Raw genomic sequence first — 12,605 nt, 5'->3', positions numbered from 1 at the left:
ATTGTCAGAATAGTCATTGACGGATAATATAAAAAGTTTAGAGTTTTAGCTCTACATAACGACAAATAAATTAGGGTATAAATATGAGTCATCTTGCTAAAGCCGCCAGTATTCGAAATATTAACTTTAAAAACCGCATTATTAAAGGTGCGATGAGTGAAGCCTTAGCCAATTACGCAGGTCAGCCGAGCCAATTACACTGGGGTTTATATGAAGCATGGGCAAAAGGTGGCTTAGGTTGTGCAATTACTGGCAATGTGATGGTGGACTTTCGTGCCAAAAATGAACCGGGTGTTGTGGTGATTGAATCAGAGCGTGATCTCGCTCAATTACAACGCTGGGCAGCAATTGGTAAGCAATATGGCATGGTGCAATTGATTCAATTGTCGCATCCGGGTCGTCAGTGCCCAAAAGGACTGAATAAAGAAACCGTTGCCCCTTCGGCTGTGCCGTTTAGTCCAATGCTGGCGACAACTTTTGGTACACCGCGCGAATTACGTGAAGATGAAATTTTGGACATTATTCAGCGCTTTGCAACATCGGCAAAAATTTGTGAAAAAGCGGGCTTTGAAGGCGTACAGTTACATGGCGCACATGGTTATCTGATCAGTCAATTTTTATCGCCCTTGACCAATAAACGTCAAGACCAATGGGGTGGTTCAATTGAAAATCGTATGCGCTTCTTATTGGAAATTTATCAAGCTGTACGTGCAGCGACTTCAGAGCAATTTATTATTTCAGTAAAGCTCAATTCAGCAGATTTCCAGCGTGGCGGTATTACGGAAGAAGAAGTGATTACTGTCTTTAAAGCGATTGATGAGGCGGGTATTGATTTAATTGAGATTTCAGGCGGAACTTATGAAGCACCAGCAATGGCTGGAGCGAAAGCAGATAAACGTAAAGTCAGCACCATTGCCCGCGAAGCCTATTTCCTCGATTTTGCAGAGAACATTCGCAAAGAAGTAAAATGCCATTTAATGGTGACGGGTGGTTTCCGTACCGTAGAAGGAATGAATGCAGCCTTAGACAGTGGTGCTTGTGAATTTATTGGCATTGCACGTCCTTTGGCTGTCGAAACTGATTTAACAGATCGTCTGATTGCAGGGCAGGATGTACGTTATGCAGTCAATAATATTAAAACAGGGATTCCGATGGTCGATAAAATGGCGATTATGGAAATTATTTGGTATGCCGCGCAGTTTAAAGATATTGCACAGGGTAAACGTCCAAATCCTAAACTGTCACCCCTTAAAGTATTCTTGAAATATGCCAAAGGCAATATTACCGCCATGATTAAAGGTCGGGTCAATTCACGTCGTAGTGCATAGGGATTGATTACCACGCTTTAGACCAATACGATTGAAACTCCACAGCAGACCATTGTCCTTTCGCCAATGCACGTTGAAAGGCGGGTCTGCTTTGGATCTGTAATAAATAATGCTGGATATGCGGTAACGATTCAAACGCTGGGTTGGATTGCGTGCAAGCCAACAAGGGAAACCATAATAAAAGATCTGCAATGGTGAACTGATGACCTACGACATAACTGTGGTCTTTTAGATGTTCATCAATCATTTGCAGATGTTGATGTAAGGTATGATTTAAATAGCCGCGATCAAATCCCAACTTTAGCAATTGACTGACAAAACGTACTGGCCAAGGTGTTCTGGTCACAATAGCTGCAAAAACTTGTTTGAGTGCTAAATCAGGCATCAACGTCGCTTCAGCAAAATTTTTCCAATAATAAAAATACTGTATTTCTTGATGGCTAAGCTGAGCTATGCCTAAGTCATTGAATAAATAGCTTAGATAGTCTGCAATTGCGGCTGTTTCAGCAAGGGTAATCACATCTGAGTCATCATTTTCATAAATTTGCACAGTTGGAAATTTAGCGAGTCGGTGCGGATGTTTAATGTGCGCTAAGCTTTGATTCGATAGATCGTTCTGGCAAAAAACCAATTTATAATCGAGTTTTAATTCTTCTAATAACCAGATGATGCGTTGAGAGCGCGAATTGGTTTTATGAAATAGACGAATCTGCATGCGGTGATCATTTATTGTTTTGTTGGGCTTGAGTATAAAACAGAATGCGATTTTGAAGATGATGCTGCTGAAAATAAAAAAGCCTGATTAATAATAATCAGGCTTTTTTATGAGATCTTTCAATCTCGAATGTGGCGACCCTACGGGGATTCGAACCCCGGTTACCGCCGTGAAAGGGCGATGTCCTAGGCCTCTAGACGATAGGGTCAATAGGTGAGGCATACTTCTGAAAACAAAACCATAAATTAAATGGCGACCCTACGGGGATTCGAACCCCGGTTACCGCCGTGAAAGGGCGATGTCCTAGGCCTCTAGACGATAGGGTCGTTTCAGAGGTGGGCGTATAATAGGGTGGATATGAAAAGCTGTCAAACCTTTTTCGAGCATAATCTTTAAAAATAGAATCAAGTGAATAAAAATAAAACAAATCTGTGAAATATACTTTGATGTGGTTTATTTTTTGAGCTTTAAGGCATCCACAATGCTTTTGATGACCGCTGGGTGTTGTAGGTAACCCGTAATTTGATGCGGGTTATTCACAAGTGTGGTGATTGATTGATTAATAATCGGCGGTTCGAAGTCAAAAGGTGCTTCAGATAAAGGGAAGGCAGTTAGAAAATCATCGGGCGAATAAAAATTAAACCAATCGCCATGAAGTTGAGGTGGTCGAGAAATAGGTAGGTTGAGTTTTTCTTGAATCACTTTAAATGCAAGTGGTGAACCGAGGGTAATAAAACGATGCACTCTAAAATGGGTAAATTGATGCAACAAGTTGTAGGCAATGACGGTTCCTAATGAATGCGCCACAATAATATGATCTTTAGTTGGGTGGATATGGGACATAATTCTTTGGTGAACTTCATGCATAAAGTCAGGATTAGACAAGTACAAATAGGTTTCGATTAAAAATTTATGCATTAGTGTTTCGTGTAGTTTTGGGTAGTGGTTGAGAAACATGCTTAATTCTCTAAAAGCATGGTCTTTGGTTAACGCTGAAATGACGGATAAACGCTGAGTAAGCGATTCAGATTGCTCGGGATTGAAACAGGGTAAGGGGGTGACACATGGCCTATGTTCTTGAACAATAGATGTGTTATGCCTGAGGTGGAAAGGAAGGTGTAAATGTAAAAGTGACTTAGGGAGTAGTGTGGCTAAGTCTAAAATGTTATAGAGCTGGTGTTTGCTCAGTAAGTCACCATAAAAGGGCAGTTTAATATCCAGTGATTTAAGCTCAATATTTTGCTCTGCATGATTTAAGCCCGTTTTAAACACATTTAACCAATGTTGTTTTAAAGCATTTTCATCATAATGTTGTTGATTCATGCCGTGAATAAAAATGATTTTCATACAGGGTCAGATTTTTTATAGAGGACATTGTCTGTATTTAGCTTAAAAAAAAGAGTGGTACTTGACCACTCTTTTTGTGTGTTAGTTTTGCTTTCGATAGAAAATATAATAACTCAGATAACAACCTGCAATAAAAATTAGGCAGCCAATAAAGCCCGGCAACATTTCTGGGTCAGTTGCCATGCTAATACCAGTGATCAAACAGAAAACAAAACCAAGAATGGGGACGATTGGAAAGAGTGGTGCAGCAAAGCCTAATTCTTTCGCTGTATGCCCCGCTTTATACCACTGGCGACGAAAATTGAATTGGCTTAAGCAAATGCTCATCCATACAATCACCATGGTAAATGCGGCTATTCCTAGTAAATTTTTAAAAATTGTTTCAGGTGCAAATTGTTCTGATAATAAGCCCGGAAGTGCGCCAAACATGGTGACAATAATAGCAACAAATGGAATACCACGATGATTGACTGTAGAAAATACAGCAGGTAATTGTTTTTTATCCGATAAAGACCACATCATACGCGAAGCAGCATATAAGCCAGAATTTGCCGCGGATAACAGCGCTGTGATAATGACAAAGCGAATAATATCTTCTGAATATGGAATACCAATATAGGTAAACACAGTCACGAATGGACTACTACTGACCCCTTCAGCATTTAAGCCTGCCATTTGATGTGGCAAGAGTGCACTAATGACAACAATTGTCCCGACAAAGAAGATTAAAAGTCGCCAAATTGCGGCATTAATAGCTTTCGGTACATTTTTCGCTGGGTCTTCTGTTTCACCTGCGGCAACACCAATCAATTCTGTTCCTGAAAAGGCAAAATTCACAATCAGCATGGTGGCAAAAATAGGGAATAAACCTTGAGGGAACCAACCTTGAGCCGTTAGATTGCTAAATAACGGTGCAGATGAGTGACCTTGGAAAGAAAGTATGCCAAAGATTGCTAAAAGACCTAAAATAATGAAGACAATTACAGTCACAACTTTGACTAAAGACAGCCAAAATTCAGATTCAGCAAACAGTTTGGTTGAACTCATATTGAGTCCAAAAACAATTGCGGCAAAAGCAATCGTCCAAATCCAGACTGAAATCTGAGGAAACCATTCCTGCATCAGTAGTGCGGCAGCAGTAAATTCAGTTCCAAGGGTGGCAGTCCAAGTGAGCCAATACAACCACGTAATGGTATAGCCTGTACCAGGACCAATGAATTTTTGTGCATAGCTACCAAAAGAGCCAGATTCAGGCATATGTACGGCAAGCTCGCCTAAGCAAAGCATTACAGCATAGGCAATTAAACCGCCTAAAAGATAAGAAAAAATGGCACCCACAGGCCCCGTTTGTGCAATGACTTCACCCGAACCTAAAAATAACCCTGTCCCGATTGCGCCACCAAGCGAAATCATGACTAGGTGTCGAGTACTCATAGCGCGTTTTAAGGGCGCAGAATTGCTCTGATGCGAAGCATCATTCGGAGTATGAGATGGCTGCATAAGAGAAAAGGAAAGATATAGATGAAGCGAGCTATTGTAGTGAAAAACTACAAATCTGCAATGGAATAATGATGAATGTTGAAGCTTGAATGATCGTATAGCACGATATATGGCGACCCTACGGGGATTCGAACCCCGGTTACCGCCGTGAAAGGGCGATGTCCTAGGCCTCTAGACGATAGGGTCGTAAGGAGGTGATGGGTATAGTATGGATTTTTGATCAGGCTGTCAAACCTGTAATGGCATTATTTTTATAAGATTGAATTGATTGCATAAAAAATAACAAATTCAAAATAAAAAAAATGCAGTTTTTAAATAGTGCTTATACATGGCTTAATCAAAGGCTCATTCTATGGTGATATATGCAGTTGAACTTAAAATGTAGGGAACTACAAAATTAAGTGGGGGTAAGCAAATTTTAGAGTAAAGGTAAGCCAAAAAAACAAAAAATTATTGTTAGGTGTCGTGAATTAAAAAAACAGAAATAAAAATTATGTTTAATGAAAGTAATAAATAACAGTAAGGGAATCTAAAATAAAATTAGGTCTAGAAATATAGAGCAATTTTTAGAAATTGAATCAAGCAGAAATAATAGATGGCGTCCCTACGGGGATTCGAACCCCGGTTACCGCCGTGAAAGGGCGATGTCCTAGGCCTCTAGACGATAGGGACGTTTAGAAGATGGCGGTATCTTATTGATCCGCCGCCAAAGTGTCAAGTAGGTAAGGTGCGAGTTTGTTCAAAATATAACAGAACAGTTCCGCAGTCTTTTGAGTATCGTATAAAGCAGAGTGTGCTTCTTTGCCATCGAACTCAATTCCAGCCTGAATACAAGATTTTGCCAGTACCGTTTGACCAAACATCACAGCACTTAGAGTCACTGTATCGAATACAGAAAAGCTGTGAAAAGGATTTTGATTTTTAGTTCCAGTACGCGCAATAGCAGCTTGTACAAAACCTAAATCAAAATGGGCATTATGTCCAACCAATACGGCATGGGTACAGTTTTGCTGACGACGTACCTCATTCACGGCTTTAAAAATACGCTTTAATGCGGTCTTTTCATCTTCAGCCATGGCCATACGCATTGGGTTAGACGGATCAATACCAATAAAATCTAAGGAACGACGGTCTAAGTTGGCCCCTTGGAAAGGGTTGATATGTGCATGGTAAGCTTCACCTGGCACAAACTGACCTGCTTCATTATAAATGATTGGGATTGCTGCAATTTCCAATAAGGCATCGGTCTGTGAGTTAAAACCTGCTGTTTCGACATCCACAACAACAGGTAAAAATCCACGGAAACGTTGACCAATTATGGGTTGGGTTTCATCTGTCACACTTTTCTCCATTGAATGGTTTTACCCGCATACAGAGGGATAATTTGTTCACCATCCAAATAGTCTAAACTGGTCGGAATAATTTGATCTTCTTTGACCAAGGTAATGGTGTTGGTATTACGCGGAAGACCATAAAAGTCAGCACCAAAATGGCTGGCAAAACCTTCTAGACGGTCAATTTTACCAACTTGGTCAAAAGCTTGAGCATATAATTCAATTGCGGTTGGTGCACTATAACAACCTGCACAACCACATGCATTTTCTTTGGCATTTTTTGAATGAGGCGCACTGTCTGTGCCTAAGAAAAACTTAGGATTCGAGCTGGTTGCAACTTCAAGTAAAGTTTGTTGATGTGTTTGACGTTTTAAAATAGGCAAACAATAGAAATGCGGTTTGATACCACCAACCAACATATCATTGCGATTAAACAATAAATGCTGTGGTGTAATTGTAGCAGCGACATTACGGTCTTGCTCAAGGACAAAATGTGCAGCTTCACTGGTAGTGATATGTTCTAAAACCAATTTTAGCTTTGGAAATTGTTTGAGTAATGGCGCTAAAATTTCATCTACAAAGCGTTTTTCACGATCAAAAATATCGACATGGCTGTGAGTGACTTCGCCATGGAGCAGTAAAGGCACTTGGTGTTCTTCAAGTTGTTCAATCACAGCATAAACTTTACGAATATCGCTGACACCGTTGTCGGAGTTTGTGGTTGCACCAGCAGGATATAGCTTGATAGCATTTACATGTTCAGATTCTTTAATTTTTTTGACTTCACTTGGCGCAGTGTGGTCAGTGAAATAAAGCACCATACGTGGATCAAAGGCGATGCCTTCTGGCACATGTGCCATAATGCGTTCACGATACGCAATTGCTTCTTCAACTGTTTTTACAGGAGGAACAGTATTGGGCATACAGATTGCGCGAGCAAACTGCTGAGCTAAATCAGGAACCGTGCGTTGTAATGAGAGACCATCGCGAAGGTGAGCATGCCAATCATCTGGCTGGAGAAGAGTGATCGTATTCAAGGTCATTTCAATCAAAGAAATAAAACAAATGATAATCCATAAAGTGTGAAAATGGTAACGGGAATTAAAGACAAATGGTGAGATATATATAATTATGAACAATAAAATTATGTTATTTTAAGTAACTAAAAGAATTACATAATGCCTAGCAATGGAATATAAGTATAATCTGGCTAAATTACAGTACGATAAAGAAAAAATAGAAGAACTAATTACGCGGCAAAGTCGTCGTGTAGGTCAAGTTTTTCCTAAAAAAATGGAACAAGAGTTTTGGTCAAAAAACTTAGAACGTGCCCGAAAGCATGTGGAAAAATATGTTTGGGGGGGGATTTTAGCCTATTTTATTTTCACTGTTGTTATGGTGCCCAGTGATTATTGGGTTATCGATAAGCAATATTTTGTGCATGATTTTTTGCAATGTATGCTTGGCTTACTAAATGGCGCTCTATGTTTATTGGCGTTATTCTTTTTTGCTTCTTCTCCTAAAGCGCGTCCATATTTTTCTCATGCTTCCATGGTTATCATGTTTTGGGCAATTGTTTCAATTTCATGGCTGACCATTACGGTTGAAACGGTTGCCTTGCAAAATCAAGCGATGGCAATCGTCTGTATTATTTATATACTGGCTTATATTTTGACTGGGGTGAAACCCTTTTATATGCTGATGACGGGTTTATCCGCAGCAACAGTTACAGTTTTTATTTTTGTCGGACTGAATGTTAATTTTGATGCGATGGTGTTAGCACGTATTCTGTTTGGTAGCTGTATGCTTGGCTATGTGATTAGCCAGATGATTTTTGCCCGTGAACGGATGATTTATTTATATTCAATGCGTTCCAAAGTAAGTGAAAAAATTCACCGTATTTATAATTCAGAATTACTCCATTTAAGTCAGCATGATGAACTGACTAAAATTTCAAATCGTCGAACTTTTGATGAAATGATGGATGTATTTTACGAACAATCCCGTCGTGATCAAACGCCTTTGTCTGTTTTGTTTATTGATGTCGATTTTTTTAAAAAATATAATGATTTTTATGGTCATCAAAAAGGAGATGATGTCATTTCCTCCATTGCAAAATCAGTTAAAAATGCCATACGACATATGGATTTTGTTGCGCGATATGGTGGCGAGGAATTTGTGGTGTTATTACCTGAAACCGACGCGCATGGTGCTTATGCCGTGGCATCCAATATATATAAAGCCATTGATCGTTTAGAAATTCCGCACATCAAATCTTTAGTCTCAAATCATATTACGATTAGTTTAGGGGTTACGGTCTATCGGGGTGAAATAGAGTTAAGCAAAGAAGAACTACTCAGCATTGCAGATCAGGCTTTATATCGAGCGAAGGAACTGGGGCGAAATCAAATTTATTATCAATCTATTCGTACAACACAAGTCGCCTAAAATTTTAAATCAGTCTTTAGAATGAGATATAAAAAAACCGCCTTATTAGGCGGTTTTTTTGATTTTAAACAAACTTATTTGTTTTTGTCTTTTAATTGCGGAACAGCTGAACCCGTACCCACTGCAAGTAAGCCAGTGTTGGTATAAATGCTTAATTTAGCACGTGTATCTGTGATATCTAAATTACGCATGGTGAGTTGACCAATACGATCCATCGGAGAGAACATTGAATCGCCTTTCTCCATGGTTAAACGCTCAGCTTCATAAGTGAGGTTTTCAGATTCAGTGTTCATAATGGTGTAGTCATTACCACGACGCAGTTCTAAAGTCACAGTACCGCTAATGGCTTTAGCAACCCAACGCTGTGCAGTTTCACGCAGCATAAGCGCTTGAGAGTCAAACCAACGACCTTGATAAAGCAGACGACCTAAACGTAAACCGTTGATGCGGTATTGCTCAATGGTATCTTCGTTATGAATCCCTGTGACCAGACGTTCATAAGCGATATGAAGCAGAGCCATACCCGGCGCTTCATAAATACCACGAGATTTCGCTTCAATAATACGGTTCTCGATTTGATCCGACATACCTAGGCCATGACGGCCACCGATACGGTTCGCTTCAAGAATCAATTCAACTGGGTCTTCGATACGTTGACCATTTAAAGCAACAGGCATACCTTCTTCGAAAGTAACTGTGACTTCTTCAGCTTTAACGTCTACGTCATCTTTCCAAAAAGCAACACCCATAATTGGGTCAACGATTTTGATCCCTGCATTGAGGTATTCAAGATCTTTTGCTTCGTGAGTCGCACCCAACATATTTGAATCAGTTGAGTAAGCTTTCTCTTTCGACATTTTGTAATCAAAACCATTGTCGATTAAGAATTGTGACATTTCGGCACGGCCGCCTAACTCATCAATAAACGTCTGGTCTAACCATGGTTTATAGATTTTAAGCGCAGGGTTAGTCAACAAACCATAACGGTAAAAACGTTCAATGTCGTTACCTTTATAAGTTGAACCATCACCCCAAATGTTGACATCATCTTCTTTCATTGCGGTAACAAGCATAGTACCTGTCACTGCACGACCAAGAGGAGTTGTATTGAAGTAAGGAACACCACCCGTACTGATATGGAATGCGCCACACTGAATTGCAGCAATACCTTCAAGCGCAAGCTGTAAACGGCAGTCAACTAAACGTGCTTTTACTGCGCCATAAGCTTCAGCTTTCTTTGGAATCGCATCATAGTCATCTTCATCTGGCTGACCTAAATTTGCGGTATACGCATAAGGTTCAGCACCTTTTTGTTTCATCCACAATAGAGCAGCTGAAGTATCAAGGCCACCAGAGAAGGCAATCCCAACTTTTTTACCTACTGGTACATTCTGCAAGATCGTTGCATTATCAGTCATTGTTAGTCCTAACGATATAAAATAGGCACCACGATAATTGGTAGCCGAGGAGAATCTATAGTTAGCTTAATTATAGCACTCTTAGGGAAATTTTTTTTCGTAAAAATAACCAATCAAAAAAATATCTGCAATTTTTAAAGAGATCACGATTTTGGAAAATGATGATTGATTTAATTAACTTAAAAAGACAGCAGATGAAGTTAAGTCAATATTCAAAAATTACCATTCATTGTATTGGGAACTGTGCCAGTGGGAGCGTTATTTTTGGCTGGGCAGAAATGCTTTCGAGGCAGAGATTGATGAAAATAAATGGCTTGAAATGGGCAATTCCTGTTGCAAAGGTCATTTTGTTGGAAATGATCTATATTGAAAAAGTGATTTTATGATGAGCTTTTTTAAGGCTGAATTTTAAAAAATAATCGGTTTTTTTTGCAAAATGATATCTTGATTTGGATCTCTTTAACTTGATTTTGATGCTTTAAAGTACAGCGTAAACAATAAAAAATAGACTATTAGACTAAAGTTGTAGGTTGGGAGGTGTTTTCGTATTTTATGCTAAAAAATTAAATAAAAACAAAGCTGCTGTCCATTTTTATGATTTTAGAGCTTGTTGGATAAGGAGATTTTATGACTGAAATTCACTTAATATTGGTCTGACCAATATAAAATATGTTAGACCGATATTGATCTTTAATTAAACAAAATTTACTATATTTGTGTAAATACGGAATATTTTTTTATTTTATTCAATATTGGTCATACCAATTATTGGGTAATCTTATCAGTGTTCAGACCACTATTCCATTATTCATGTACCAGTAAGCATTTCAAGGAGATGACAATGCTTCAATCTTGGCAACAGATTTATGATCCTCTTGGCAATATTTGGATCTCCAGTTTTATTGCACTTATTCCTATTATTTTTTTCTTCCTCGCACTGGCTGTTTTTCGCTTAAAAGGTAGTGTAGCGGGAACGATTACCGTTGTTTTAGCATTACTGGTTTCACTTTTTGCTTATCAGGTGCCTGTAACAATCGCATTTGCATCAATGATTTATGGATTTTTCTACGGTTTATGGCCGATTGCTTGGATCATTATTGGCGCAGTCTTTTTATATAAAATTTCAGTAAAAACGGGTCAATTCAATATTATCCGTTCTTCAATTTTATCTATTACTGAAGACCAGCGTTTACAAATGCTGTTGGTGGGATTTGCATTTGGTACTTTCCTTGAAGGTGCGGCAGGTTTTGGTGCACCAGTGGCAATTACCGCTGCGCTATTGGTCGGTTTAGGTTTTAAACCGTTATATGCAGCAGGACTTTGCTTAATTGTGAACACTGCACCTGTTGCATTTGGTGCTATGGGTATTCCAATTATTGTTGCAGGGCAGGTTTCTGGGGTCGATACCATGGAAATCAGTCAGATGGTGGGTCGTCAGTTACCGTTTATGGTGCCTATTGTTCTGTTCTGGATCATGGGGATTATGGATGGCTGGCGTGGGATTAAAGAAACATGGCCGGCAGTTATTGTGGCGGGTGGATCATTCGCGATTGCACAATATCTAACCTCTAACTTTGTTGGCCCAGAATTACCCGATATTACCGCTGCAATTGCATCTTTAGTGACCTTGACGATTTTACTTAAATACTGGAAACCAAAGCATATCTTCCGCTTTGCTGATCAGGATGAAAATGTTGATGAAAACCTAGAAGCTCAGAAGCAACAGAAATACAGCATTGGGCAAATTGCCAAAGCTTGGTCTCCATTTATGATTTTAACCGTAATGGTGACGATTTGGAGTATCAAACCTTTTAAAGATTTGTTTACCAAAGACGGTGCATTACATGATTTAGTGATTTCAATCAAAGTGCCATATTTGCATCAATTGGTGCAAAAAATGCCACCCGTTGTACCTGAAATCAAAAACTATGATGCTATTTTTAAATTTGACTGGTTCTCTGCAACAGGTACAGCCATTTTTATTGCTGCGGTTATTACCATTATTTTCTTGAAAATGAAGCCAAAAGAAGCTGTGGTAACTTTTGGTGAAACTATTTATGAATTGAAAACACCGATTTATTCGATTGGTATGGTATTGGCCTTTGCCTTTATTGCCAATTATTCAGGTATGTCAGCAACCTTGGCATTGGCACTGGCGCATACGGGTAAAGCTTTTACATTCTTCTCGCCATTCTTGGGCTGGGTTGGGGTGTTCTTAACCGGTTCAGATACGTCAGCGAATGCATTGTTTGGTGCATTGCAAGCAACGACAGCACGTCAAATTGGTGTGCCTGAAGTGTTATTGGTTGCAGCCAATACCAGTGGTGGGGTAACAGGAAAAATGATTTCTCCACAATCGATTGCGATTGCATGTGCTGCGGTAGGATTGGTAGGTAAAGAATCAGACCTGTTCCGTTTTACGGTGAAACACAGTATCGTTTTCACCATAATGATGGGTATTCTTATTACCTTACAAGCTTATGTGTTCCCATGGATGATTCCATAACACGCAATT

10 protein-coding genes and 4 tRNA genes are annotated in these 12,605 nt (G+C 39.3%); 4 read left to right on the top strand and 10 right to left on the bottom strand.

The window, feature by feature from the left end:
• Window positions 1-83 precede the first annotated feature (83 nt).
• Window positions 84-1,328: an NADH:flavin oxidoreductase/NADH oxidase family protein gene (locus B9T24_RS01780; protein WP_086164225.1), complete on the top strand. Its 1,245-nt coding sequence runs from the start codon at window positions 84-86 to the stop codon at window positions 1,326-1,328.
• A 7-nt stretch (window positions 1,329-1,335) separates the two neighbouring features.
• Here B9T24_RS01780 and B9T24_RS01775 read toward each other — a convergent pair whose 3' ends face one another.
• The 9 genes from B9T24_RS01775 to pyrC form a co-directional block, all read right to left on the bottom strand.
• A complete protein-coding gene (locus tag B9T24_RS01775) occupies window positions 1,336-2,043 on the bottom strand; it encodes a glutathione binding-like protein (protein ID WP_086164224.1) in 708 nt (235 codons plus the stop codon).
• A 132-nt stretch (window positions 2,044-2,175) separates the two neighbouring features.
• A tRNA-Glu gene (locus B9T24_RS01770) sits at window positions 2,176-2,251 on the bottom strand.
• 42 nt (window positions 2,252-2,293) lie between these two features.
• Window positions 2,294-2,369, bottom strand: a tRNA-Glu gene (locus B9T24_RS01765).
• Window positions 2,370-2,496: 127 nt separating this feature from the next.
• Window positions 2,497-3,390 carry a hypothetical protein gene (locus B9T24_RS01760; protein ID WP_086164223.1) on the bottom strand — a complete coding sequence of 298 codons (894 nt, stop codon included), beginning with the start codon at window positions 3,388-3,390 and terminating at the stop codon, window positions 2,497-2,499.
• A gap of 81 nt (window positions 3,391-3,471) precedes the next feature.
• Window positions 3,472-4,890 carry an amino acid permease gene (locus B9T24_RS01755; RefSeq protein ID WP_086164222.1) on the bottom strand — a complete coding sequence of 473 codons (1,419 nt, stop codon included), beginning with the start codon at window positions 4,888-4,890 and terminating at the stop codon, window positions 3,472-3,474.
• A gap of 110 nt (window positions 4,891-5,000) precedes the next feature.
• Window positions 5,001-5,076, bottom strand: a tRNA-Glu gene (locus B9T24_RS01750).
• Between the two features lie 410 nt (window positions 5,077-5,486).
• Window positions 5,487-5,562, bottom strand: a tRNA-Glu gene (locus B9T24_RS01745).
• A 20-nt stretch (window positions 5,563-5,582) separates the two neighbouring features.
• Window positions 5,583-6,242, bottom strand: a complete 660-nt coding sequence (gene rnt / locus B9T24_RS01740; RefSeq protein ID WP_086164221.1) for a ribonuclease T — start codon at window positions 6,240-6,242, stop codon at window positions 5,583-5,585.
• Complete coding sequence (pyrC, locus tag B9T24_RS01735) at window positions 6,227-7,261, bottom strand: dihydroorotase (RefSeq protein ID WP_086164566.1); 1,035 nt, start codon at window positions 7,259-7,261, stop codon at window positions 6,227-6,229. The genes rnt and pyrC overlap by 16 nt, the downstream gene beginning before the upstream one ends.
• Window positions 7,262-7,412: 151 nt before the next feature.
• Here pyrC and B9T24_RS01730 point away from each other — a divergent pair, with 151 nt between their 5' ends.
• Window positions 7,413-8,672, top strand: coding sequence for a GGDEF domain-containing protein (locus tag B9T24_RS01730; RefSeq protein WP_086164220.1), 1,260 nt, complete (start codon window positions 7,413-7,415; stop codon window positions 8,670-8,672).
• Window positions 8,673-8,746: 74 nt separating this feature from the next.
• On the opposite strand, the gene argG is transcribed toward B9T24_RS01730, so the two are convergent.
• Entirely contained in the window at window positions 8,747-10,090 is a 1,344-nt protein-coding gene (argG, locus tag B9T24_RS01725; RefSeq protein WP_086164219.1) for an argininosuccinate synthase, read from the bottom strand.
• Between the two features lie 161 nt (window positions 10,091-10,251).
• Between argG and B9T24_RS01720 the strand changes: the two genes are divergently transcribed.
• Together B9T24_RS01720 and lldP are read left to right on the top strand one after the other, a co-directional pair.
• On the top strand, window positions 10,252-10,476 hold the full coding sequence (locus tag B9T24_RS01720; RefSeq protein WP_143223725.1) for a hypothetical protein: 225 nt from the start codon (window positions 10,252-10,254) through the stop codon (window positions 10,474-10,476).
• A gap of 449 nt (window positions 10,477-10,925) precedes the next feature.
• On the top strand, window positions 10,926-12,596 hold the full coding sequence (lldP, locus tag B9T24_RS01715) for an L-lactate permease (protein WP_171264818.1): 1,671 nt from the start codon (window positions 10,926-10,928) through the stop codon (window positions 12,594-12,596).
• Window positions 12,597-12,605: the final 9 nt, after the last annotated feature.

It is taken from the genome of Acinetobacter sp. ANC 4654 (assembly GCF_002135425.1).
GTDB classification, from domain to species: domain Bacteria; phylum Pseudomonadota; class Gammaproteobacteria; order Pseudomonadales; family Moraxellaceae; genus Acinetobacter; species Acinetobacter kyonggiensis.
The sequence above is the reverse complement of the archived record's forward strand: the minus strand, read 5'-3'. Positions and strand labels throughout refer to the sequence as shown.

What these genes read in the sequence shown, in the direction of transcription:
- lldP (WP_171264818.1), top strand. Translation starts at nt 10,926, where the DNA reads ATGACAATGCTTCAATCTTGGCAACAGATTTATGATCCTCTTGGCAAT.
- B9T24_RS01780 (WP_086164225.1), top strand. Translation starts at nt 84, where the DNA reads ATGAGTCATCTTGCTAAAGCCGCCAGTATTCGAAATATTAACTTTAAA.
- B9T24_RS01730 (WP_086164220.1), top strand. Translation starts at nt 7,413, where the DNA reads ATGGAATATAAGTATAATCTGGCTAAATTACAGTACGATAAAGAAAAA.
- B9T24_RS01755 (WP_086164222.1), bottom strand. Translation starts at nt 4,890, where the DNA reads ATGCAGCCATCTCATACTCCGAATGATGCTTCGCATCAGAGCAATTCT.
- B9T24_RS01760 (WP_086164223.1), bottom strand. Translation starts at nt 3,390, where the DNA reads ATGAAAATCATTTTTATTCACGGCATGAATCAACAACATTATGATGAA.
- rnt (WP_086164221.1), bottom strand. Translation starts at nt 6,242, where the DNA reads ATGGAGAAAAGTGTGACAGATGAAACCCAACCCATAATTGGTCAACGT.
- B9T24_RS01720 (WP_143223725.1), top strand. Translation starts at nt 10,252, where the DNA reads ATGATTGATTTAATTAACTTAAAAAGACAGCAGATGAAGTTAAGTCAA.
- B9T24_RS01775 (WP_086164224.1), bottom strand. Translation starts at nt 2,043, where the DNA reads ATGCAGATTCGTCTATTTCATAAAACCAATTCGCGCTCTCAACGCATC.
- argG (WP_086164219.1), bottom strand. Translation starts at nt 10,090, where the DNA reads ATGACTGATAATGCAACGATCTTGCAGAATGTACCAGTAGGTAAAAAA.